The organism is Streptomyces sp. NPDC045846, assembly GCF_056431605.1.
Genome location: NZ_JBWKKJ010000002.1, coordinates 645,268 through 666,802, shown reverse-complemented (window position 1 = coordinate 666,802; position 21,535 = coordinate 645,268). Strand labels below are relative to the sequence as shown.

General features: G+C 73.6%; 20 protein-coding genes. 9 read left to right on the top strand and 11 right to left on the bottom strand.

What is annotated here, in order from left to right; translation table 11 throughout:
- Positions 1-24: 24 nt before the first annotated feature.
- Positions 25-2,472 carry a beta-glucosidase gene (locus AC07F3_RS07890; RefSeq protein ID WP_479111518.1) on the bottom strand — a complete coding sequence of 816 codons (2,448 nt, stop codon included), beginning with the start codon at positions 2,470-2,472 and terminating at the stop codon, positions 25-27.
- Positions 2,473-2,619: 147 nt separating this feature from the next.
- Here AC07F3_RS07890 and AC07F3_RS07885 point away from each other — a divergent pair, with 147 nt between their 5' ends.
- A complete protein-coding gene (locus tag AC07F3_RS07885; RefSeq protein ID WP_479111516.1) occupies positions 2,620-3,213 on the top strand; it encodes a TetR/AcrR family transcriptional regulator in 594 nt (197 codons plus the stop codon).
- Positions 3,214-3,330: 117 nt separating this feature from the next.
- Positions 3,331-4,527 carry a pyroglutamyl-peptidase I gene (locus tag AC07F3_RS07880; protein WP_479111930.1) on the top strand — a complete coding sequence of 399 codons (1,197 nt, stop codon included), beginning with the start codon at positions 3,331-3,333 and terminating at the stop codon, positions 4,525-4,527.
- A 46-nt stretch (positions 4,528-4,573) separates the two neighbouring features.
- On the opposite strand, the gene AC07F3_RS07875 is transcribed toward AC07F3_RS07880, so the two are convergent.
- The 4 genes from AC07F3_RS07875 to AC07F3_RS07860 all read right to left on the bottom strand — a co-directional run bounded on the left by AC07F3_RS07875 (position 4,574) and on the right by AC07F3_RS07860 (position 8,191).
- The gene (locus AC07F3_RS07875) at positions 4,574-5,977 is read right to left on the bottom strand and encodes a PepSY-associated TM helix domain-containing protein (RefSeq protein ID WP_479111929.1); all 1,404 of its coding nucleotides are present in this window, start codon (positions 5,975-5,977) and stop codon (positions 4,574-4,576) included.
- Positions 5,978-6,038: 61 nt separating this feature from the next.
- Complete coding sequence (locus AC07F3_RS07870; RefSeq protein WP_479111514.1) at positions 6,039-6,890, bottom strand: hypothetical protein; 852 nt, start codon at positions 6,888-6,890, stop codon at positions 6,039-6,041.
- An 86-nt stretch (positions 6,891-6,976) separates the two neighbouring features.
- Positions 6,977-7,315, bottom strand: coding sequence for a YrdB family protein (locus AC07F3_RS07865; RefSeq protein ID WP_479111512.1), 339 nt, complete (start codon positions 7,313-7,315; stop codon positions 6,977-6,979).
- Positions 7,316-7,372: 57 nt separating this feature from the next.
- On the bottom strand, positions 7,373-8,191 hold the full coding sequence (locus AC07F3_RS07860) for an EI24 domain-containing protein (RefSeq protein ID WP_479111510.1): 819 nt from the start codon (positions 8,189-8,191) through the stop codon (positions 7,373-7,375).
- Between the two features lie 129 nt (positions 8,192-8,320).
- Between AC07F3_RS07860 and AC07F3_RS07855 the strand changes: the two genes are divergently transcribed.
- Positions 8,321-9,490, top strand: coding sequence for a serine hydrolase domain-containing protein (locus tag AC07F3_RS07855; RefSeq protein ID WP_479111509.1), 1,170 nt, complete (start codon positions 8,321-8,323; stop codon positions 9,488-9,490).
- On the opposite strand, the gene pip is transcribed toward AC07F3_RS07855, so the two are convergent.
- The 3 genes from pip to AC07F3_RS07840 all read right to left on the bottom strand — a co-directional run bounded on the left by pip (position 9,466) and on the right by AC07F3_RS07840 (position 12,115).
- Positions 9,466-10,446 (bottom strand): prolyl aminopeptidase, encoded by a 981-nt coding sequence (gene pip, locus AC07F3_RS07850; RefSeq protein ID WP_479111507.1) that lies wholly within the window; start codon positions 10,444-10,446, stop codon positions 9,466-9,468. The two genes, AC07F3_RS07855 and pip, sit on opposite strands and share 25 nt — an antisense overlap.
- 59 nt (positions 10,447-10,505) lie before the next feature.
- Positions 10,506-10,931 (bottom strand): organic hydroperoxide resistance protein, encoded by a 426-nt coding sequence (locus AC07F3_RS07845; protein ID WP_388977977.1) that lies wholly within the window; start codon positions 10,929-10,931, stop codon positions 10,506-10,508.
- A gap of 155 nt (positions 10,932-11,086) precedes the next feature.
- Positions 11,087-12,115 (bottom strand): NADP-dependent oxidoreductase, encoded by a 1,029-nt coding sequence (locus AC07F3_RS07840; protein ID WP_479111505.1) that lies wholly within the window; start codon positions 12,113-12,115, stop codon positions 11,087-11,089.
- A 174-nt stretch (positions 12,116-12,289) separates the two neighbouring features.
- Here AC07F3_RS07840 and AC07F3_RS07835 point away from each other — a divergent pair, with 174 nt between their 5' ends.
- Entirely contained in the window at positions 12,290-12,709 is a 420-nt protein-coding gene (locus tag AC07F3_RS07835) for a MarR family winged helix-turn-helix transcriptional regulator (RefSeq protein ID WP_479111503.1), read from the top strand.
- 33 nt (positions 12,710-12,742) lie between these two features.
- Here the strand turns inward: AC07F3_RS07835 and AC07F3_RS07830 are convergent, their stop codons facing one another.
- Entirely contained in the window at positions 12,743-13,429 is a 687-nt protein-coding gene (locus AC07F3_RS07830) for an SCO2400 family protein (protein WP_479111501.1), read from the bottom strand.
- Positions 13,430-13,576: 147 nt separating this feature from the next.
- On the opposite strand from AC07F3_RS07830, the gene AC07F3_RS07825 reads away from it, so the two are divergent.
- From AC07F3_RS07825 to AC07F3_RS07805, 5 genes are all read left to right on the top strand, one after another.
- Entirely contained in the window at positions 13,577-14,143 is a 567-nt protein-coding gene (locus AC07F3_RS07825; protein WP_479111499.1) for a hypothetical protein, read from the top strand.
- Between the two features lie 358 nt (positions 14,144-14,501).
- A complete protein-coding gene (locus AC07F3_RS07820; RefSeq protein WP_114035450.1) occupies positions 14,502-15,539 on the top strand; it encodes a rod shape-determining protein in 1,038 nt (345 codons plus the stop codon).
- 57 nt (positions 15,540-15,596) lie between these two features.
- Entirely contained in the window at positions 15,597-17,174 is a 1,578-nt protein-coding gene (locus tag AC07F3_RS07815) for a GAF domain-containing protein (RefSeq protein ID WP_479111497.1), read from the top strand.
- Between the two features lie 275 nt (positions 17,175-17,449).
- Complete coding sequence (locus AC07F3_RS07810) at positions 17,450-18,862, top strand: acyl-CoA synthetase (protein WP_479111495.1); 1,413 nt, start codon at positions 17,450-17,452, stop codon at positions 18,860-18,862.
- Positions 18,855-20,222 (top strand): carboxyl transferase domain-containing protein, encoded by a 1,368-nt coding sequence (locus AC07F3_RS07805; RefSeq protein ID WP_479111493.1) that lies wholly within the window; start codon positions 18,855-18,857, stop codon positions 20,220-20,222. The genes AC07F3_RS07810 and AC07F3_RS07805 overlap by 8 nt, the downstream gene beginning before the upstream one ends.
- Before the next feature lie 165 nt (positions 20,223-20,387).
- Here AC07F3_RS07805 and AC07F3_RS07800 read toward each other — a convergent pair whose 3' ends face one another.
- Both AC07F3_RS07800 and AC07F3_RS07795 read right to left on the bottom strand, forming a co-directional pair.
- Entirely contained in the window at positions 20,388-20,594 is a 207-nt protein-coding gene (locus AC07F3_RS07800) for a DUF397 domain-containing protein (protein ID WP_479111491.1), read from the bottom strand.
- A complete protein-coding gene (locus AC07F3_RS07795; RefSeq protein ID WP_479111489.1) occupies positions 20,591-21,427 on the bottom strand; it encodes a helix-turn-helix domain-containing protein in 837 nt (278 codons plus the stop codon). Before AC07F3_RS07795 ends, AC07F3_RS07800 begins: the two co-directional genes overlap by 4 nt.
- Positions 21,428-21,535: the final 108 nt, after the last annotated feature.

The window sequence follows — 21,535 nt, the reverse complement described above, 5'->3', positions numbered from 1 at the left end:
GCAGGGCGGTCGAGGCCCCCACCCTCACACCTCCAGCGTCGCTGAGAGGCGAACGTCCGCCAAGGAACGACAGGCCCGCACCTCGTACTGCCCCGGCACGAAGACCCACCCCCCGGCCTCCTCGTCCCAGATCTCGAACGCCCGCCCCCGCAGCGGGATCTCGACCTCCGCCGCCTCTCCAGGACCGGCCTCCACGGAGGCGAACCCGGCCAGCCAGCGCCGCGGTCGCTCCACCGGGTCGGCGACCGGCACCAGATAGATCTGGACGGTCTCGCGGCCGGCGCGCGCGCCCGTGTTGCGGACGCGGACCTTGGCCTGGGTGGGGGTCACCTCCAGGGACTCGTACTCCCAGCTGGTGTAGCCGAGCCCGTGCCCGAAGGGGTAGGCGGGATGCGTACCGGCCCGGTCGTAGGCGCGGTAGCCGATGAACAGGCCCTCCTCGTAAGGGAGTTGGCCGCGCGTGGGGCGGACCTCGGTGACGGGGGCGTCGGTGAGCGCGGCCGGCCAGGTGGTGGGGAGGCGGCCGCCCGGTTCGGCGCGGCCGAGCAGGACGTCGGCGAGGGCGGCGCCGCCCTCCTGGCCGGGGAACCAGCTGAGGAGCACCGCGGCGACGTCGTCGCGCCACGGCAGCTCCACCGGGGAGCCGGAGTTGACGATCACCACGGTGTGCGGGTTGGCGGCGGCGACGGCGCGGACGAGGTCGTCCTGGCGGCCGGGCAGCCGCAGGTCGCGGCGGTCGAAGCCCTCGGACTCGACGCGGTCGGTGGTGGCGACCACCACCACGGCGACCTCGGCCGAGCGCGCCGCCTCGACGGCCTCGGCGATCAGCTCGTCGGGGTCGCGCCGCGGCCCGAGGTGGGTGAGCGAGAACATCACGGCCGTGAGCGGGACGTCGGCGCCGCGGTGCACGGTGTGCCGCAGGGACACCTCGACGGGGACGCCTTCGCTGAGGTGGGCGCGGCCGCGTTCGGCGGGGGCGCCGAAGAACGCCTCGAAGGGGTCGGACGCGTCGCCCATCGGCTGCGTCCCCTCCCACAGGGTGTGGCTGTCGACGCGGAGGGCGAAGGCGCCGATGCCCCGGGTGCCGAAGGCGTGCTCGCCGCTCTCGCGCGGGGTGAAGGTGCCGGTGACCTCGACGGAGTGCAGCGCCTCGTGGGTCACCCCGGCGGGCAGGTCGTCGCCGATCCACTGGACCTGGCCGCTGGGCAGCGAGCCCGTGCCGAGGACGTTGCCCGCCGCGTCGCGGCACACGGCGCGCAGCTCGAACCCCTGGTCGGCGGGGGCGAGTTCGTCGCTCGGGTCGGCGCCCACGGTGTAGGTGAGCGCGCCCTCGGGCAGCGCCGCGGTGAGGCCGTCGAGCGGGGAGACGACGTGCTCGGGGAAGACGGTGGCCGAGCCGCCGCCGAGCACGCGCGCGTCGCGGGCGGCGGCGCCGCTGAGGGCCACGGTGCGGACGCGGGCCGGGTCGATGGGCAGGGCGTCGCGTTCGTTGCGTACGAGGACGAAGGCGCGGCGGGCGATCTCGCGGGCCAGCGCCGGGCCGTCGACGGCGGCGGGGAGCTCGGTGACGGCGCCGTCGACGCCGTCGAGGATGCCGACGCGGGCCGCGAGCCGCAGCACGTTGCGTACCGCGTCGTCGACGACCGACTCGTCGACCTCGCCCTTGCGGACGGCGGCGGCGAGGGCGTCGCCGTAGACGGTCCGGGGGCCCGGCATCGCGACGTCGAGTCCGCCGAGGATCGCCCCGGCGGTCGAGCGGGCGGCCATCCAGTCGGAGACGATGAACCCGTCGAAGCCCCACTCGCCGCGCAGCACCTCGTTCTGGAGGTGGTGGTGCTCGGTCATCGTCGTGCCGTTGACCTGGTTGTAGGCGGCCATGATGCCCCAGGGGCGGGGGTTCTGGACGATGGCCTCGAAGGGGGCGAGGTAGAGCTCGCGCAGCGGGCGCGGGGCGACGACGTTGTCGACGGTGAAGCGGTCGGTCTCGGCGTCGTTGGCGACGAAGTGCTTGACGGTGGTGCCGACGCCGCCGCCCTGGACGCCGCCCACGTAGCCGGAGGCGATCTCGCCGGTGAGGCAGGGATCCTCGGAGTAGCACTCGAAGTGGCGGCCGCCGAGCGGTGAGCGGTGCAGGTTCACGGTCGGCGCGAGCAGCACGTGGACGCCCTTGCGGCGGGCCTCCTGGGCGAGCAGGGTGCCGGCCCGGCGGGCGAGCTCCGGGTCCCAGGTGGCGGCGAGCGCGGTCGGCGAGGGCAGGGCGACGGACGGGTCGTCGGCGGTCCAGCGGACGCCGCGCACCCCGATCGGCCCGTCGGACATCACCAGGGAGGCGAGCCCGATCTGCGGCAGGGCGGGCAGCGACCACATGTCCTGCCCGGCCAGCAGCCGGGCCTTGGCCTCCAGATCGAGTTTGCCGAGCGCCGTCTCCACGGCCTCGCTGTAGTCGGGGGTGGAAACAGGTGCGTCTGCCACGGCCGTACCTCCTCGTTGAAGTCCGCTGCTGGGTCCATGGTGGCCCGGCTACCTGTAGAACGGTAGGGTTAGTTATCTGTCCGTGACAATCGAATGCCGTACGGTCCTCTCGGAACACCGACGGACCGGCACGGAGCGGGGGCGGACATGGCGAGGACCAGGAGCGCGAGAAGCGAGGAACGGCGCGCGGACATCCTGCGGGCCGCCCTGGAGGTCATCGCGGAGCGCGGCTACCGGGGCGCCTCCCTCGGCGCGGTCGCCGAGCGGGTCGGCCTCACCCAGCAGGGCCTGCTCCACTACTTCCCCACGAAGGAGGCGCTGCTCGTCGCCGTCCTGGAGGAGCGGGACCAGTGGGACACCGGCGGGCGCCGCACCTCGGCCGAGGGCTGGCGGCTGGAACTCCTCGCGTCGCTGGTCGAGTACAACGCGATGCGGCCCGGCATCGTCCAGACGTTCTCGGCGCTGCTCGGCGAATCGGTGACCGACGACCACCCCGCCCGCCCGTTCTTCACGCGCCGCTACGCCCAGGTGCGCGAGGAGATGACCGCGGTGCTGCGCGCCGAGTACGGCGACCGGCTCCCCGGCGGGCTCACCCCGGAACGGGCGGCCCCGCTGCTCGTCGCGGTGATGGACGGCCTCCAGTACCAGTGGCTGCTCGACCCCGGGTCGGTGGACATGGCGGCCGCCTTCCAGGACTTCGTCTCCCTGCTCGGGACCGCCAACGCCACCGACGGCTCATAAGTCCCTCTATCCACACGGGACTTCCGTGCGAATACTGGGCGCCACCGGACTTCGACGGAAGGATCTGTGGTGCGACGACGTGTACGGGTGGCGCGGCTCGGGTGGGCGGTCGCGGCGATGACGTTCTGTACGCTGCTCGGCCCGGCCCCCGCGCAGGCGGCGACCGTGCCCCGGCAGGCCACCGTCGAGGAGCAGCGCCTCGACGGTCCCGTGCCCAAGGAGATCCTGGCGCGCAGCGGATTCGCGGACGTGGCACCGGGGTTCACCCGCGCTCTGGAGGCCACCCGGTCCTACGGCGCGGCCCGGCGACTCGTCGAGCGCGAGGGGACGCGGCTGTGGCGGCGGGCGGTGGACCGGGTGCAGGGCCGGGGGCCCGCGGGCGGCGACCTGAGCCGCGACGACGACCGCCCGCTGTACTGGGCCCGTCTCGGCCTGACCCGCGAACTGCGGCTCTGGCAGCCGGAGTTCGGCCTGTCCGACGCGGACCGCACGGCCCTCCTGGACCGGCTGGAGCAGACCTCGCGCGGGCAGAGCACCGTCGACTACCCGCGGGGCAAGGGCTTCAAGAAGATCCTGCTGACCGGCTTCGACCCGTTCACCCTGGACCGGGACATCAGGATCAGCAATCCGTCGGGGGCGACCGCGCTCGCCCTGGACGGCACCTGGGTCCGCACCGCCGACGGGCAGCCCGCCCGGATCGAGACGGTGACCTTCCCGGTGCGCTGGCAGGACTTCGCCGACGGCGTGGTCGAGCGGGCGCTGGCGCCGGTGCTGCCGAAGGTGGACGTCTTCACCACGGTGAGCCAGGGCCGCGTCGGACGCATCGACGTCGAGCGGTTCAACGGGGCCTGGCGGGGCGGCTTCCCGGACAACGACAACGCGTCGAGCACCGGCCGGGTCCCGGTGAGCGACCCGGCGACGCAGCCGCAGTGGACCCGGACGACGCTGCCGTACCAGGACATCGTGGCCGCGCCCACCGGCCGCTTCCCGGTGTACGACCACACCGACGTGACCGAGATCCCGGCCGGGGCGACGGAGCCGGTGGACCGGCCCGACGGGCCGACCCCGGGCTCGACCGCACGGGCCGGGGGCGGCGGCGACTACCTCTCCAACGAGATCGCCTACCGGGCCACCCTGCTCCGCGACCGACTGGGCCTGAGCATCCCGGGCGGCCATGTGCACACGCCGGTGCTGCAGTTCGGGCCGGGGAACACCGATCCGGCGACGGGCACGGTGACGGACCCCCAGTTCGTCCGGAACCGGCTGGACATCGTGGCCCAGCTGAGGGCGATCGTCCGGGTCGCCGCCGCATAGCCCCGCGGGGCCCGCACGCGTCAACCGCGTGCGGGCCCGGCGGAGTTCAGGACGTACGTGCGGCCCGTGTGCGGGCGCGCAGGCCGAGCAGGGCGTCCACGGCGAGGAACGCCAGCAGGCTGAGCCCGAGGAGCGGGACGAACCAGCCGACCACCGCCGTCACCGCCCCGAGCACGAGCAGCACCGGGAGCGGCACCTTGCGCCAGGCGCCGCGCGGCTGCGGGCGGCCGACGCCGAGGGCGCGCTCCTTGGTGGGCCTGCGCTGCCACCACATGCGGTAGCCCCAGCCGATGAGCGCGATCAGCGCCACGGCGAGCGCCGCGAGAGCGAGCTGGTTGGGCAGGCCGAGGAAGACGCCCATGTGCGCGTCGATGCCGAAGCGGGTCAGCTGGGCCAGGAGCGGATAGTCGGAGAACCGCAGCACGTCCAGGACCTTGCCGTCGGCGGGGTCGATGGCCACCGAGTCCAGGTGCACGGGGAACTCGGTGTCGCGCTCGCGCACCACGAAGCCCTTGCCCGCGCTGGGCAGGCTGATCTGGATGCTCGCCCGCACGCCCTGGGCGCGCGCGGTCTCGGCCACCTGGTCGAGGGTGAGCGTGGAGGGCGCGGCGGGCGGCATCACCATGCCCTCGTGGTGTTCGTGGCCGCCCGCGCCCATGCCGCCCGCGGTGGCCGCCGCGACGGTGGGGGTGGCGCCGCCGAGCCGGTCCTTCAGCTCGGCGATGTTCTCGCCCGCGTACCGCGACCAGGTGAGGCCGGTGGCGGAGAGCAGCACCAGGCCGACCACCGCCCACAGGCCGACCGACCCGTGCCAGGACAGGGTGCGGCGGCGGCCGGTGGCGCCGCGCTCGGGGCGCAGCAGCCGGGCCCGCCGACGCCGGCCGATCCACAGCAGGGCGCCGCCGAGGGCGACGACCCAGAGCCAACTGGCCGCCAGCTCACTGTAGTTGCGGCCCGCCTCGCCCAGCTTGAGGTCGGCGTGGAAGGACGAGAGCCAGCTGCGCAGCGGCAGCGCGCCCGAGCTTCCGGTGCTGGCGAGCGCGCCGCGCACCTCGGTGGTGTACGGGTTCACGAACACGGCCAGCGACTCGTCCTGCGCGAGACCGGGAGCCTTCATGAGGACACGGGTGGTGGCGCCTTCCTCGGGCGAGGGCCAGACGGCGGTCACCTCCCCCTCGGGGTGGGCCGCCTTCGCGGCGGCGACCTGGGCGGTGAGCGGCTGTACGGCCTCACCCGCGGGGACCCGCAGTTCGTGCCGGTACAGCACGTTCTCGGCCTGGAAGGACAGCGCGTAGAGCAGGCCGGTGACGGCGGCCAGGAACAGCAGCGGGGCGATCAGCACCCCCGCGTAGAAGTGCAGCCGCAGCGCGAGCGGGCGCAGCGCGGCCCAGGTCGAGGGCCGCGTGGTGGGAGGTGGCGCGGTTTCCCGCGAAGGGGTGTCGACGGACATGAGGATCCTGACGATCGGCGTGGGCATGGGTGAAGGGACCCCTGGCCACGCCGGTGCCGGATCAGGCGAAGGCGGGTCGGCCGGGGGCCGTGGCTCGGGTGCGTCCCCGGGCCGGCGGCCCCCGCCGGATGAAGGCATGGCTGTGCACCGCTCCGCGCAGCCTCGGGCGCGGGCGGTGGTGCGGTCGCGGCCTGCGCGCGGGCCGCGACGGCGCGGGCACGCAGGTGCGTACGAGGGCGAGGGCGCGGCGCAGCGGTCGCGTGGCGAGCACCCCGAGCGCGCCGACGGCCCGGGCCAGCCGGAAGGCGGCGGTCTCGCCGCGCCACAGCCACAGCCCGCAGACCAGGGCGGCGAGGAGGTGGGCGGCGAGCATGCCGCCGGACATGGTGTGGGCGGCGGCGTCCATGGCGAGGGCGTGCGCCTGGTCGGCGGCCCCGGTCATGGAGTCCCCGGCCACGGATGTCATGGACGTGGATGTCATGGACGCCATCCCCGGCATGTCCTGCATGGCGTGGCCGTCGGACGGGTCCGGCATGAGATGGGCGTACCGCGCCCCGCACGTCATCGTCGGCATCGGCATCGGCATGGGCATCGGGTCCGGCGCGTGCGCCATCCCGGACGCTCCGGTCGTGCCAGTCATGCCGGGCATCCCGGTCATGGGCTGGGTCTTGGCGAACAGCACGTGCAGGGCGCCCTGGGCCGCGACCTGGCCGGCCGCGATGGCGGCGACCCCGCGCTGCCGTCCGGCCCCACACCAGGCAACCGCTCCCGTGGCGGCGAACGCGGCGAGCAGGACGGGGAAGGGGATGTCATGCCCGGACATGGACGAATGCCCCACCGCGGCCAAAGCCACGCACAACGCCGCGAACATCGCGGCCCGCAGGGTGCGCAGCGGCGACCGGGCATTCGTCATGACGGCCAGATCATGCCATTTGCGGACGCCGCCCCCGCGGTCGGGGTCGGCCGAAGCCCGAGGTCACGCTCCGGACGCGCGGACGGCTACTGCCGCCAGAGGACGGCGAGCGTCTTGCTCACCACCGCGACCGCCGCGAACACCAGCGCCGCCCCGGTTTGGCCCGCGACGGCCAGGGCGGCCGCCCCGCTGCCGAACCAGGCGACCTCGAAGAGGACCCGTACCGCGCCGCGCGTCTTGTACCGGGCGTCGGGCGCCCCGCACAGCCCCCACACCACGGCGAGCGCGGCCGGGGCGCCGATGCCGAGCAGGATGCGCACGAGCCAACCCGCGTCCCGGGCGAAGCCCCAGAAGCAGGCGGCGGCGAGGACGGCGAGTTCGAGCAGGAAGATCAGCAGCAGGTTGAGCGGCTTGAGGGTCTTCATCCGGCCACACCGGCGCGTTCGGTCATGCGGCGATGCTGACCGCGACCGGCCCCGGGATCAAGAGGTGTGCGGGACGCGGACCGGACCGGGGCCCGCACCCGCGCCGCCCTCCGCCTCCGGCTCGGGGTCCGGCTCCGACTCGCCCAGCAGGTCCCGCACCATCAGGGTCGCGCCCGCCACCGCGCCCGGCATCAGGAAGACGGCGACCAGCGGGATCACGAAGGCGAGCGCGAGGGGCACGCCGAAGCCCAGGGCCATCAGGCGGCGCGAGCGCAACAGGGCGAGCCGGGAGGGCAGTTCCATGCCCCGGCGCTGGAGGGCGACCGCGGTGAGCTCCTCGGTGAGGAAGAAGCCGGTGACGCAGAAGCCGATCGCCGGGATCACGCTCTGGCCGACGACCGGGATGAAGCCGAGGGCGAAGAGCAGGACGCCGTAGCAGGCGACCCTGACCAGGATGCGCACGGAGTCGCGGGCGGAGACCCACAGTTCGCGTCCGAGCGAGAGGCCGGACTCGGGGGCCTCGCCGCCGCCCTCGGCCCGGTCCACGTCGCCGGACAGCTTCTCGTAGAAGGGCTGCCCGACGAGCAGGGTCACCGCGGTGAAGGAGATCACGGCGAGGAGCAGGCCGAGCGCGAAGACCAGCGCGGTCAGAAAGCCGCGGAACAGGCCGAGCCAGGGCGAGGACCAGCCGTCGGCGAAGGGGGTCGCCCAGCCGACGAAGTCGTCGGCGCCGTAGGCGAGTCCGACCAGCGCGCCCACGTACAGGACGAGCGTGAGGAGGCCGGGCAGCAGCCCGACGCCCAGCGACCGGCCGTGCCCGGCGGCCCATCGCTGCCCCTTGACCAGATATCCGAAGCCCGCCCCGAGATCACGCATGGCACCGACCTTATCCGGCCGCGGTGGGGCGGGATCCAGCCGCGTCGAAGATTGCTCGCGCTGCGGGAATGAAGGGCGCTAACTCTTGGGTTGTGCTCATCACCAGCAACGACCCGGGGGGTACTCCAGATGTCGAGCAACACCATCACCACGACGGCCATCACCGTGCAGGGCACCGTCGCCGACGGATACGAGAGCGTGCGCGAGGAGTTCGCGGCGTTCGTGGCCGCCGAGGAGCACGACCCGGCGGCCCAGCTCGCCGCGTACAAGGACGGCCGTCTGGTCGTGGACCTGTGGGCCGGTGACGTCTCCGGGGACTCGCTGTCCGGCGTCTTCTCCACCACCAAGGGCGCGGCCTACCTCGTGGTGGCCCTCCTCGTCCAGGACGGCGTCCTCGACCTGGACCGTCAAGTTGCCCACTACTGGCCCGAGTTCGCAGCCGAGGGCAAGGGCGAGGTGACGCTGCGTCAGCTCCTGACGCACCGCTCCGGCGTCATCGGCGCGGACGACGGCTTCACCCCGGAGGAGCTCGCCGACGACCGCGTGGTCGCCGAACGGCTCGCGAGCCAGCGGCCGTTCTGGAAGCCGGGCGTGGGCCACGGCTACCACGCGCTCGCGATCGGCGCGCTCGCCGGCGAGGTGGTGGTGCGGGCGACCGGCCGCACCGTCCAGGAGATCTTCGAGGAGCGCGTGCGGGCGCCGTACGGCCTGGACTTCTTCCTCGGGCTGCCCGAGGCCGAGCGGGCCCGCTACCGCGACGTCCTGCCGATGCTGCCGACGCCCGAGCAGCAGGCCGTCCTCGCAGCGGGCGCGGTCGGCCGCTACAGCCGGCTCCCGATCGCGTTCAACACGAGCGCCGACCCGTCCTTCGACCTGGTGGACTTCGTCAACTCGCCCGCCTCGCTGGCCAAGAGCCCGGCCTCGGTGGGCGGTGCGGGCAACGCGCGCGGCATCGCCGGGATGTACGCGGCCGCCATCGGCGCGTTCAACGGACAGGGCCCGCTCCTGAAGCCGGAGACCGTCGCCGAGTTCGCCCTCGTCCACTCGACCGGGCCCGACCTGGTGCTCGGCAACCCGAGCGACTTCGCCCTCGGGTTCCAGGCGCTCGGCCTCACCTACCCCGCGCTGGGCGCGAACACCTTCGGCCACAGCGGCGCCGCGGGCTCCCTCGCCCTCGGTGACCCGCGCTCGGGCCTGGCGTACGGCTACACGCGGCGCCGGTTCGCCTTCCCGGGCGGCGCCGCCCCGGAGAACGAGCGGCTGGCGCGCGCGGTCTACAACGCGGCGATCGGCCAGTAGCGCGCGAACCGGTCCAGCGCGGCCTGGGCCGCCCCGCTCATGCCGGGGTGGCCCAGGCCGTGCCGGGCCTCGTCGACGACCAGGAGTTCGCACCCCGGCCATCGCGCGGCGAGCGCCCGCGCGGGATCGGGCGGCGAGCTGAGGTCCTGTCCTCCGGTGATGAGCACACCGGGGACGCCGCCCAACTTGCCCGCGCCCTCGACCAGTTGGCCCTCGTCGAGCCAGGCCGCGTGGCGCCAGTAGTGCGTGACGATGCGGGCGAAGGCCATCCGGAAGGCGGGATCGGTGTACCGCGTCTCGCCGAACTCCTCGACCAGCGGCGTGCCCGCCGCCCGTACGTGCGTGTCCTCCCAGCGGCACCACATCCGGGCCGCCTCCTCGCGCACGGCCGGGTCGGGGTCGGCGAGCAGCCGGGCGTACGCGTCGACCAGCCGCTCGCCCTCGGCGGGGTGCGCGGCGGCGCGGAAGTCGGCCCACGCCTCGGGGAAGTGGACCCGCACCCCCTCGGTGATCCAGTCCACTTCGGCCCGGCCGGTCGTCACGACCGAGAAGAGGACGGCCTCGCTGACCCGCTCCGGGTGCTTCTGCGCGTACGCGAGGCCGAGCGTGGCGCCCCAAGAGCCGCCGAACAGCAGCCACTTGGCTATGCCGAGGTGTTCGCGCAGCCGCTCCATGTCCGCGACGAGGTGGTGCGTGGTGTTGGTGGCCAGGCTGGTGGCCGCGTCACTGGCGGGCGGCGTGGAGCGGCCGCAGCCGCGCTGGTCGAAGAGGACGACGCGGTAGCGGGCCGGGTCGAAGTAGCGCCGCCAGAACGGCCCCGCGCCGGAACCGGGCCCGCCGTGCACCACGACCGCGGGCTTTCCCCGCGGATTTCCGCAGACTTCCCAGTGGACGCGGTGTCCGTCACCGGTGTCGAGCATGCCGTGGTCGTACGGGGCCGTCTCGGGAAAGGTCATGCGGGCCAGCATGACAAAGGACCGCGCCCCTCGGGGCGCGGTCCTTCGCGGGGCACTGGTTACGCGACCGCGAGGTTCACCGTGATGTTGCCGCGGGTCGCCTTGGAGTACGGGCAGACCTGGTGGGCCTTCTCGATGAGGTCCTGGGCGGTGGCGCGGTCCACGTTCGGGATGGACGCGGTGATCTCGACGTGGATGCCGAAGCCGTCGTCGTTCTTGCCAATGCCGACGTGCGCGGTGACGGTCGAGCCGGAGATGTCGGCCTTCTCGTTGCGGGCGACGACACCGAGGGCGCCCTGGAAGCAGGCGCTGTAGCCGGCGGCGAAGAGCTGCTCGGGGTTGGTGCCCGCGCCGCTGCCGCCCATCTCCTTCGGCGGGTTGACGACGACGTCCAGCCGGCCGTCGTCGGTGGAGACGCGGCCGTCGCGGCCGTTCTCGGCGGTGGCGACGGCGGTGTAGAGGACCTCGGACTTCTGTATGGACATGCTGGGCTGCTCCTCCTGGGTTCGCGGCCGCTCGCGCCCACGGCCGCCGGGATGTGGAAAAACCTTATCGGATCGCGGAAACCATGAGGCGGAGTGTGCGGTGGGTCACTTCCCACCGCACACTCCGCGCCGCCCGGGCGGGGCCCGTCCGGGGACTACTCGCCGAGCGAGACGACCATCTTTCCGGTGTTCTCGCCGCGCAGCATGCCGAGGAAGGCCTCGACGCCGTTCTCGATGCCGTCGACGACGGTCTCGTTGTACTTGAGCTCGCCGGAGGCGAGCCAGCCCGCGACCTCGCCGACGAACTGCTGCTGAAGGCCGTAGTGGTCACCCACCAGAACGCCCTGGAGCCGCAGCCGCTTACCGATGATCATGGCCATGTTGCGCGGGCCGGGGGTGGGCTCGGTGTCGTTGTAGCCCGCGATCATTCCGCAGATCGTGGCGCGGCCGTGCACGTTGAGCGCCGAGATGGCGGCTTCGAGGTGCTCGCCGCCTACGTTGTCGAAGTAGACGTCGATGCCGTCCGGGGCCGCCGCGCGCAGCTGCTCCAGGACCGGGCCCTTCTTGTAGTTGAAGGCGGCGTCGAAGCCGAGCTCCTCCACGAGCCACTTGACCTTCTCGTCGGACCCGGCCGAGCCGATGACCCGCGAGGCGCCCTTGAGCCGGGCGATCTGGCCGACCTGGCTGCCCACCGCGCCGGCCGCGCCGGAGACGAACACCGCGTCGCCCTCCTTGAAGGAGGCGACCTCCAGGAGACCGGCGTACGCGGTCAGGCCCGGCATGCCCAGCACGCCGAGGTACGCGGAGAGCGGGGCGATCTCCCCGTCGACCTTGGTGGCGTGCTTCGCGTCGACGTCGGCGTACTCGCGCCAGCCGAGGCCGTGCAGGACGTGGTCGCCCACGGCGAACCGCTCGTCGTTCGAGGCGATGACCTCACCGACCGCGCCGCCGTCCATCGGCCGCTCCAGCTGGAACGGCGGGACGTAGGACTTCACGTCGTTCATGCGGCCGCGCATGTACGGGTCGACCGACATGAAGAGGTTCCGCACCAGGATGCGGCCCGCCCCGGGCTCGGTGACGGGGACCTCCCGGAGCGCGAAGTCGGAGGGCGCGGGCCAGCCGTTCGGGCGGGCGACGAGGTGCCATTCGCGGCTGGTGGCGGGGAGTGCGGACGAGGTGGCCATGGGGTGCGTCCTCCTGCGAGCAAATGCTGATCGGTGGATCGGGTACGTCAGTACCTATCGGCACGCCGTCGCCGCACCGGTACGCCGATGGGCCGAGTGCCGAATACTTCAGGTACTGAAAGAACAATGCGCCTGGATATTTGAGATTGTCAAGTAACTCGGTAGGCTGGGGGCATGCCCTCCCGCATGGATCCCCTGAGCCTCGAAGTCGTCGAGCTGATCGGCACGGTCGTCGGCCGCTACTACGAGGAGTACGACCGGGCCGCGGCCGAGCACGCCCTCACGGGCGCGCAGGCCCGCGTCCTCGGGCTGCTCGCCCTGGAACCGATGCCGATGCGGCGAATCGCCCTGAAGCTGAAGTGCGAGCCGTCGAACATCACGGGCATCGTCGACCGCCTCGAAGTCCGGGGCCTGGTGGAACGGCGCCCGGACCCGGACGACCGCCGCGTCAAACTGGCCGCCCCCACCCCCGAAGGTCTCGCGACCGCCACCCGTCTGCGGGACTCCCTGAACTTCGCCCGGGAGCCGCTGGCCGAGCTCACGACCGAGGAGCGCACGGTGCTGCGGGACCTGCTCCGCCGCATGCTGGGCTGACGGCCGCCGTCCTGGTGCCTGCCTGTCCGCGGGTCAGACGCACCAGAAGAGGAAGGGCTTGCAGGGCTTCGGCTTGGGCGGCGCGGGGGGCGGCGTCGACGGCGCGGTCCCGCCCGGGGTGCTCGGCCCACCCGGCGGGGGTGAATCGGGCGCCCCGGGCGTGGGAGTGGTCGCGGGCCGGGACGAAGTGGGGCCCGGGCCGGGAGTGTCCGGGGTGGAGCCCCGGGGCGAGGGGCCCTCGCTCCGGGGCGGCTCGGCCTCACCCGCGCCACGGCCGGGCTCCCCGCCTGCCGGGCCCGATCCGCGCCCGTGCCCCCGCGAGGACACCGGCTTCACCGTCGGCCTCGCGGGCACCGCGGCCTCGCTGCCCGACGGCAGCGGCTGGGGATCGGAGATCGTCTGGTCCTCGTGCACGGTCGAGGCCCGGTCGTCGACCGGCGCCTCCAGGGCCAGTTGCACGAACCCGACCGCCCCGGCCACCAGGACCAGCCCCGCCGAGCCGAAGAGGATCGCCTTCCCGCGCTTGCGCCGTCCGCGCCGCCCCCCGCGGGCGCGGCGATGACCGGACGGCCCCAGCACCTCCGCGACGCCGCGCGGGGCACCCGCGTACACCAGGAGCTCGTCCTCGGGCGCGGGCGCGAGCTCCTCGACGGGGGTTCCGCAACCGGCGCAGGCCAGCGCGCCGTTGAGGTGCCGTCGGCAGGAGTGGCAGTAATCCATGGCCCAGGGAGGCTATGCGGCGGCCGGGCAACAAATGGGGCCGGAGATGTGTGGATCTTGTGCGGAAGGGAGGCTTCCAGGGCGTGGCCGCGTGACGAATCGCCATGGACCGGGGCGTTGTCAGTGCGGCCGGGCAGGATGGACGTCATGACGGAAACCGTGACGCGCCCGCTGGGCCCGCTGGACTTCCAACTGGTGCTGCTGCGGCGGATGGCCGACCACCAGCCGGGCCTCGTCGAGGACGCCCGGCACGAGCTGGGCGCCTCGGTGGCGGACATGCGCGAGGCCAACAAACGCTGGCAGGCGATGACCCGGTCGTCCCGGTCCCGGGGCGCCCTGGCGCGCTACCGCTCGGTGCTCGGGGAGCCCGAGGCGGTGGTGCCGCGCCGGATCGGGGACCTGGACTGCGAGGCGCGGCTGTGGCCGGTGCCGCTCTGGCCGGGGCTGCGGTTCGAGGTGCTGGCCGGGCCCGGCGGCGCGGTGTGGAACGAATGGCTGGTCCGAGCCCCCGGCATACCGGGCCCCGAGCTGCGCGGGGAGGAGGATCTGCGGCCCTGGGCGTGCACGGTGGACGAGGTGGCGCGGGCCTTCGCCCCGGCCCGCCCGATGGAGGGCTCGGCGCCGACCCGCTGGCAGCTCGCGATCACCCTGCCCGGCGGCGGAACCCGCGTCGCGGAGTTCACCTGGGGCCTGCTCCAACGCCTGCTGCCATGAAACCCCGGCCACCCGACCACACCCCACCCACCCAAGCCCGCCCACGCTGACCCCATGCCCTGCCCCAACGCCTGCCGCCATGAGACCCGGCGGCCCGACCACGCCCGTCCCCGTCAGCTGAGCCCCGCTCAACCCTGGCCCCGCCTCCCCGCGCACGCTCATCCCGGTCAGCTGACGACCCGGCAGAAGGCGCCCGGACGGGGATCGGCCAGGGGCGTGAGACAGGGGTTGACCTGCGGGGTGTCGCCTTTCTGGCCGGGCGTCAGGTCGGGGTTCCCCGACCGGCGCATCCCAGCGCGCGCGGGCCCCCGCGCGGTCGCATGATGCGAACTATGTACCGCTCTCGGGAGGATCTGCCGTGACCGTCAGTCTTGAGCAGTTGCGCCGTTGCCATGTAGCCGTCGACCTCGGGGCCGCGAGAACCCGGGTCTACGTCAAGGGAGCCGGGCTCGTCGTCGACGAGCCGAGCGTGGCCGCCGTCAACACCCGTACCGGCGCGCTCATCGCCGTCGGCGCCTTCGCCGAACAGATGACGGGCCGCACGCCCGACTACATCCGGGTGGCCCGCCCGGTGTCCGGCGGCACCGTCGTCGACATCGAGATGGCCCAGCGCATGCTGCGCCACCTGCTGGGCGAGAAGCTGCGCCGCCAGTTGCGCCGCAAGCCGCGGCTGCGCGCCGCCGCCTGCACCCCGCACGACAGCGACCCGCTCGCCCAGCGCGCCGCGATGGAGACCCTGGTGGGCCTCGGCGCCCGCCGGGTCGAGCTCGTCGACACCCTGATCGCGGCCGCAGTGGGCTGCGGCCTTCCCGTGGAGCAGCCCACCGCCACCATGATCATGGTGTGCGGAGCCGCCACCACGCAGATCGCCGTGCTCTCGCTCGGCGCCATCGTGACCGCCGTCCGCATCCCGGTCGGCGGCGAGGCCATCGACCACGCGGTCATCCAGCACCTGCGCCACCAGCACGAACTGATGCTGCCCAGCCAGTCCGTGCGCCCCCTGCAACTCGCCCTGAGGGGCAACGGGCTCACCCCGCAGGGCCCCGCGTCCACCGAGATCCACGGCCGCGACGTCGCCACCGGCCTCGCCCGCTCGGTCCTGGTCGACACCGCCGCCGTACGCGACGCCATCCACACCCCGCTCACCGCGGTGCTCGACGGCATCGGCAAGGTGCTCCGGGAGTGCCCGCCCGACCTGGTCGCCGACCTGGCCGAGCGCGGCATCATGATGGTCGGCGGAAGCGCGCTGCTGCCCGGCCTCGACCAGATGCTGCGCGACTCCACGGGCATGCCGGTGCACATCGCGGAACGGCCCGACGTGTGCGCGATCCTCGGCCTCGGCGCGATGCTGGAGGGCCAGATCCACCCGATGGTGCTCGACCCGCTGGCCGAGTGAGCGGCGCGACAGTCGCCCCTGCCGGGACGGACGGCCGCGGTGGGAGATCCTCGAAGGATGAGTGAAGCGGAGAATCCGGACAGCACGGCGCCCCGGCTGCCGATGCTCCTGGAGGCGGTGCTCGGCGTCGGAACCGACCTCGAACTGCGCACCACGCTCCAGCACATCGTGGACACGGCGACCGAGCTGACCGATGCCCGGTACGGGGCGCTCGGGGTGGTCGACCCCGAGCGCGGCCGGCTCACCGAGCTGTACACCGCCGGGCTCACCGACGCCGAACGCGAACGCATCGGCCCGCTGCCCGACGGCCGCACCGGCCTGCTCGGCGCCCTCATCGAGGACCCGCGCCCGCTGCGCCTGGACGACCGGCGCACCGACCCCCGCTCGACGGACCTGCCGCCCGGTCACCCGCCGATGCGCTCGTTCCTGGGCGTCCCGATCCGCGTGCACACCCAGGTGTTCGGCAACCTCTACCTCACCGAGAAGCACGGCGGCCCCTTCACCGACGAGGACCTGGCGATGCTGCGGGTCCTGGCCGCACAGGCCGGGATCGCCATCGGCAACGCCCGGCTCTACGAGACCGTACGGCTGCGGGAGCGCTGGATCGAGGGCGCGGCGGCCGTCACGACCTCGCTGCTCACCGGCGAGACGGCGGCGGACGCGCTGATGACGGTGGCCGAGCGGGCCCGGCTGCTCGCGGACGCGGCGGCCGGCGTGGTGCTCCAGCCCACCCCGGCGGGCGGCATGGAGATCGTCGCCGCGTCCGCGCCGGACGACCCCGACGACATCATCGGCACCACGATCGAGCCCGGCTCGCCCGTCCTGGTCCAACTCCTGGGCGGAGAGCCGGTGTTCCTGGAGGACTCCGCGACCGACCCCCGGATGACCACCCACGTGCGCACCCGGTTCGGGCCGAGCATGATGCTGCCGCTCCAGAGCGGAGGCAAGCTGATCGGCACGCTCGCGCTGCCCCGCAGGCGCGGCGACCGGCCGTACACGGCGGTGGACCGGCTGCTCGCCGCCCAGTTCGCCTCGCAGGCGGCCCTCGCCCTCGTCCTGGCCGACGCCCAGCACAACCGCGAACAGCTCGCCGTGTACGAGGACCGCGACCGGATCGCGCGCGACCTCCACGACCTGGTCGTGCAGCGGCTCTTCGCCACCGAGATGATGCTGGAGTCCACCCGGCGCCGGGCCGAGAAGGCCGCCGCCGACGACACCGACGAGATGCTCACCCGGGCCGTCGACGAGCTGGACTCCACCATCCAGGAGGTGCGCACCGCGATCTTCGCCCTCCAGCAGCCGCCCGCCGACGCCCCGACCACCCTGCGCGGCCGGGTCCTGCGCGAGACGGCGGGCGCGGGCGCCCTGCTCGGCTTCCGGCCCTCCGTACGGTTCGAGGGCCCGGTCGACGCCCTGGTCGGCGAGCCGGTGGACACCCAGCTGATCGCGGCCCTGCGCGGCGCGCTGGCCGCGGCGCACCGCCGGGCCGGGGTGTCCTCGGTGCGCGTGGTCGTCGACGCGGGCGCCGAACTCCCCGACGGGCGGGCGGCGGTGCGCCTCACCGTCGTCGACAACGGCATGCGCGACGACGGCATCCGCGGCACGACCCTGACCTGGCAGGCCCCGCTCCAGTAGCCCGCCCGGGTCCGCGCACGAGAAGTCGGCCGCGGACGGCCCCTTCGGTGAGGGTGGGCGGCCGCGCACGGCCTGCGTCCCGGCCCCTCGGGTCCGTGTCGGCGGTAAGAGGTGAGCTGGACCACGGCCCCCGCCGCAAGCCGCTCCAGCGGAACGCGGGGACGCGTACGGCAGGATGCGGATCATGCGTCCGGGCGGCGCCGCGTAGGGTCGACGACCTGGGCCCGGCACGGTTCGGGCCCGCCCGCGCCGTCGACCTCCGAGGAGTCCCGTACGTGTCCCCTCTCTTCCCCTCCCTGTACGCCGCCGAGCCCCGGGAGGCGGTCCGCTTCGGCGGGCTGTCCCTGACCCATGCCGAGCTGGCGGGCGCGGCAGGCGCCCTGGCCGGCCGTCTCGCGGGCGCCGGGCGGGTCGCGGTCTGGGCGACGCCGACCCCGCGGACGGTGGTCGGTGTGGTGGCGGCCCTCGTCGCGGGGGTGCCCGTGGTGCCGCTGAACCCGAAGACGGGCGAACGCGAGCTGACCCACATCGTCCGGGACAGCGGGCCGACGGTGGTGCTGGCCTCGCCGGAGGACCAACTTCCGCCTCTGCTCGGCGAGTTGACGCGCATCGACATACCGCTGGCCGGGACGGTGACGGAGCTGCCGCCCGAGCCCGCCGACGAGGCACCCGCGCTGATCGTGTACACCTCCGGGACGACCGGCCCGCCGAAGGGGGCCGTCCTGCCGCGCCGGGCGCTCGCGGCGACGCTCGACGCGCTCCAGGGCGCCTGGGGCTGGACGGCCGACGACGTCCTGGTGCACGGACTTCCGCTGTTCCACGTCCACGGCCTGATCCTGGGCGTCCTCGGCCCGCTGCGCCGCGGCGGCTCCGTGCGCCACCTCGGGCGGTTCTCGGTGGAGGGGGTGACGCGGGAGCTGTCGGCGGGCGCGACGATGCTGTTCGGGGTGCCGACGATGTACCACCGGCTCGCCGAAGCGGTCGACGGCGATCCGGAGTTGGCGCGGGCGCTGGCGGGCGCGCGGCTGCTGGTGTCCGGTTCCGCGGCGCTGCCCGCACCCGACCACCGCCGCATCGCGCGGGCGACCGGCCGGGCGGTGATCGAGCGGTACGGCATGACCGAGACGCTGATGATCTGCGCGGCGACGGCGGACGGCGAGGCGCGCCCGGGCACGGTCGGCGTGCCGCTGCCCGGCGTCGACCTGCGGCTCGCCGACGAGTCCGACGGCATCGGCGAGATCCAGGTGCGCGGCCCGAACCTGTTCAGCGGCTATCTGAACCGGCCGGACGCGACGGCCGCCGCCTTCACCGAGGACGGCTGGTTCCGCACCGGCGACATGGCGAGCGTGGACGCGGACGGCCAGGTGCGGATCGTCGGCCGCAAGGCCACCGACCTCATCAAGAGCGGCGGCTACAAGATCGGCGCGGGCGAGATCGAGAACGCGCTGCTCGACCACCCCGGAGTCCGCGAGGCTGCTGTGACGGGCGAGCCGGACGCGGACCTGGGCGAGCGGATCGTGGCGTGGGTGGTACCGGCCGACCACCAATCACCGCCCCCCGAGGCCGACTTGATCCAGCACGTGGCTTCCCAGCTCTCCCCGCACAAGCGTCCGCGCGTGGTGCACTACCTGCCCGAACTGCCCCGGAACGACATGGGCAAGATCATGAAGCGAGCCCTGCATGTCTGAGCGGAAGCCGAACGACGCGTCCGGCGGCACGCCCGCGCGCCTGTCCGCGCGGGCGGCGATCGCCACGGCGGTCACGGAGTTCACCGAACTCCCTTACGCCGCACGGGACTTCCCCGAGGACGGCCCCCTCGCCTGGTCGGGCTACGGAGCCGCACGGGCCCGGGCGACGGAGCGCACCGGCGAGCGGGAGTCGGTGGTCCACGGCCTGGCGAGCGTGGCGGGGCGGCCGTGCGTGCTGATCTCCTTCGAGTTCGGCTTCCTCGGCGGGTCGCTGGGGCAGAGGACGGGTGACCGCCTGGAGGCGGCGTACGAAACGGCGCGCGAGCGGCGCCTTCCGCTGGTCTCGCTGATCGCCACCGGCGGGAGCCGCATGCAGGAGGGCATGCTGGCGCTGACCCAACTCCAGCGCGTCGCACGCCAGTCGGCGCTGCTGCGGGAGGCGGGGCTGCCCCAGATCGCGATACTGCGGGACCCGACGACGGGCGGCGGCTGGGCCACGCTCGGCGCGGGCGCCGATGTGATCCTGGCTCTGCCGGGCGCCCAGATCGGCTTCGCGGGTTCCCGGGTGCGCCCCGCGGACGCGGATCCGGCCGCCTACGGAGCGGAGGGGCAGCTCGCGGCGGGCCAGATCGACGCCATCGTGCCGAGCGAGGACCTGCGGGACGCCCTGGCGGAGTGGCTCACCCTGCTGGCCGGGCCCCGCCTCGCCGAACCGGCCCCGGTTCCGGACCCCTTCGTGGCGCGCGCCCTCCCGGCCGACGGCTGGGACGCGGTGGGCCGCGCCCGATCGGCTCAACGGCCGCGCGCCGAGCCCTACTTGGACGCGTACTTCTCGCACCGCCGGGAGCTGGTGGGCGACCGGTGCGGGGGCGTGGACCCGGGGATGCTGTGCGGCTTCGGGCTGCACGACGGCGTGAGTTACGCGTACGCCGCGCAGACCGGCACCGCGACCCGCCCGGCGGGCTACCGCGCCGCGGCCCGCCTCATCCGCCTCGCCGACCGGCTCGGCATCCCGGTCCTGACCCTCGTGGACACCCCGGGCGCGGCGAACGACGCGGCCGCGGAGCGGTCCGGCCAGGGCGCGGCCATCGCGGAGGCCTTCGCGGCGGTGGCCTCCGCGCGCGTCCCGGTGACGACCCTGGTCATCGGGGAGGGCGGCTCGGGCGGAGCCCTGGCCCTGACCTCCCCCGACCGCACGTGGGTGACGGCGGACAGCTACTTCTCGGTGATCGCGCCCGAACTCGCGGCGGCGATCCTGAAGCGGGGCGAGGACGAGGTCCGCCGAACGGCGTCCCAACTCCGGCTGCGGCCACAGGATTTGGTGGAGCTGGGGGTGGCGAGGGGGGTGGTGGGCGCGTAGTTTCGCCGCTCGCGCCCAAGCCCGTTGCCGCCGACGGTCCGCGCACCGACCGCCCGGACCGGGCCCGCGCGGTGTTCCGGTCGCGCGGACTCGCTCCCGGCGACAGGAAGCCCCGCCGCTTCGGATGGGCCGAAGGGGCGGGGCTTTTCTGTGGTGCTCTTGCGGTCAGGAGCCGAACTCTCCGGTCTTGAGGCTTCCTACGAAGGAAGAGAACGCGTCCACACGGAAGGCCAGAGCCGGACCGTTCGGCGCCTTGGAGTCACGGACGGGGACGATACCGCTCGTGACGACAAGGTTGGCGGCGACCTCTACGCAGTCACCACCGTTGTTGCTGTACGAAGACTTGAACCAGCGAGGAGATTCGGTCGTCACGATTTGCCCTTTCGTACCTGCTCGATCATGGCCACCGATGCCGCCTGCGACAGCGATTCGGCCTGCAACTGATGGTAGGCCGTCAACATGGGCTCCACCGATGCGCTCTCGCGGTCAAGATTGCCCTGCGCCTGGGACTCCGCGTAGCAGATCACGGAGCGGTCCGGCAGGGTCAGGAGGTTGACGGGCAGGTCAAACGTGCGACGCTCGCCGATGTCGTACGGCACCACCTGGAGAAGGGTGTTGGGCAGCTCGGCGAACTCGACGAGACGAGCCAGCTGGGCGTCCATGACGGATGGGCCACCGACGGTACGCCGGATACAGCTTTCGTCCATGGCCACGAAGACCATGGGAGGACGGGGCCGCATCAGAGCGGCTTGGCGCTCCGCGAGGAACGCGATGCGATCGGCCGCCTGTTCAGGCGTGATGGCACCGCGGCGTACGGCGCTCTCGGCCAACACCCGTGCGTACTCCGGCGTCTGCAACAGCCCCGGAATGATTCCGATGTTGTACAGCCGGATTTCTGTGGCCCGAGCCTCGTACTTGACGTACTCCGGGAACCCCTCCAAGAGGGAGCCCTGGCGCACCTGCCGGTACTCACGCTCGAACGCGTCCGCGCTGCCCTCAAGGCCGAACGCGCGGTCCGCACTACGCGAGAATCGGAGAGTCGGAGGTTTCCGACCAGTTTCCACCGCCGAGATGTGCACGCTGGAATATTCCATGCGCTCGCCGAGCTGGTCCTGCGTCCAGTCGCGCGCCTCCCGCAAGCTGCGCAGACGGGCCCCATACGCTGCCTGTGGCGAGGCATCCGGCCTCAACTCCTTGCGGTTCAAGGGCGGTTCACCAACCTTTCGTTCTCTTCCAACAGGTTGAACGGTCCCCACGTGTGGGCCACGCTGAAACCCCGAGTAGCGATGGCGCTACGGAGAGGAGTGGCCGTG